Annotated in this window: 1 protein-coding gene and 1 pseudogene; both read right to left on the bottom strand. The window is 30.1% G+C overall.

Annotated elements, in window-relative coordinates:
- Positions 1-250: 250 nt before the first annotated feature.
- On the bottom strand, positions 251-1027 hold the full coding sequence (locus AX663_RS00600) for a DUF2971 domain-containing protein (RefSeq protein WP_060972423.1): 777 nt from the start codon (positions 1025-1027) through the stop codon (positions 251-253).
- A gap of 68 nt (positions 1028-1095) precedes the next feature.
- Positions 1096-1713 (bottom strand): annotated as a pseudogene (locus tag AX663_RS10685) (hypothetical protein); the annotation flags it as partial.

Here is a 1713-nt window from a genome sequence, read left to right as displayed (position 1 = left end):
TATGGGACTTTTTGTGTATACTCAAAAAGCTCTATAATCTCTACAGTGGTTTTACCCACTACAGAAATTATAGAGTCGTTTTTCGGAACCAGTAGCACAGCTAGTGGTTTTCGAGAGACAATGAAGGACCTAGTACTTTACAGTACCAGGTCCTTTTCTACTATTAATCAAGACTATGAAAGTTTAATAACTATATTCTCTTTTGATTTTGGCAAAATTAATTTCTTCTTGTCTCAACCTATATAATCGTCTATTTAAATTTTATTTTAGAACGTTTTAATTCAATGTTTTTATCAAGAAAATGGAGCAACGGAGTCACATACTCTGGGTTGGAAAATTTAGGTCCGAAAATAACTTGTTCTAATTGAATGGGCATATCTCGTTCTAAATAAAGCTTCGCAACTGGACCACTCTCATCATCAATCTTTATATCTTTATTACCTGAATCTAACTCAGCATATTTCAAAATACGTAGTTCAGATTCATAGCTATAGTCTGATACTTTAAAAAGATAACGTATTTCCTCGAGGCACTTATTGATAGTACTGTACAGTGATGCATTTTCTTTTATGTTATCCAAAATACCATTAAGTTCTCCTAAGCTTTTGTTTATAGATGTTATTTCTTCATCATCTAACAAATTATTATTACTTTCTTTAACCACATTTAAATTACCATTAATTAATGATTTTTCATCAAGGTAACAGATTCGATAAAGATAGTCTTTTTTATAAGAAGCATTTGTTTCCTCATATTTTGTAGATGTCAATTTTTTCTCCAAGATTGCATATTTACCCATCCATTCTGTTTCAGCCATAGACTGATATACTTTAAAACTATCTGTTTTTAATACTAGGCAAACACCTTCCGCACTATCACCGTACTGTGACCACATGGATAAATTGTCAATTTTAGTTGTTAAACTCATCAAAAACCAAGGACTAGGTTTTAAAGAATCTTCTAAATTATCTGATTCACTTATACCTAGATATTTATCTAAGATAGTCCCTTCCTCAGGATCATTCATATACTTAACATTTCCTAAACGTGTCCGCCCCTCAATAGAATACTTTCCTTTATTATCGCTACTTTGTTTTAAGAGTAATTGTAAAACATCTCCTGAAGTATAGTGTCCAAATTTTTTTCTGATAAATCTTTAATAGATAATTGGTACTTAATTTTTTGTACTAACCAGTATATTCTAAGTAGTTGTTCTTTGTCAGAATCTTCTAAATGTTTTAATAATTTTATTAAAGGAGCATATCCTGGAAGTTTTAAACCATCTAATTCAATGATAGTATTAAACATTTTATTAATAACTGGCACTACATCACTATTAAACGAATCTAGATTATCATTAGAATAAAAAATATTACCTATAATATCTTCAGAGATTAGATCTGCTAATAAATCCCTTATATTTGCCTTATTAGAAAACTTTTTGTAAATTTCAATTACTTTATCAAAAGTTTTCATTAAATCCTGTTCAGTGTCCTGTATACTTTCTAAATCAACTAATACATTTGCATATACATATGCTACGAATTCTGAATTTGAAAACTTCTCGTAAATATCATGAATTTTACCTACCGTTACCTTTAAGTCATCTGGGCTTTCCTGGCTGCTTGCTAGATTATATAGTGTGATTGCATATTGGAATGCTACGTCTTCTGAATCTGGAAACTTCTCGTAAATCCTAGAAGCTTTAGCTAC

Source organism: Streptococcus sp. CCH8-H5, assembly GCF_001556505.1.
GTDB lineage: Bacteria > Bacillota > Bacilli > Lactobacillales > Streptococcaceae > Streptococcus.
The sequence above is the reverse complement of the archived record's forward strand: the minus strand, read 5'-3'. Positions and strand labels throughout refer to the sequence as shown.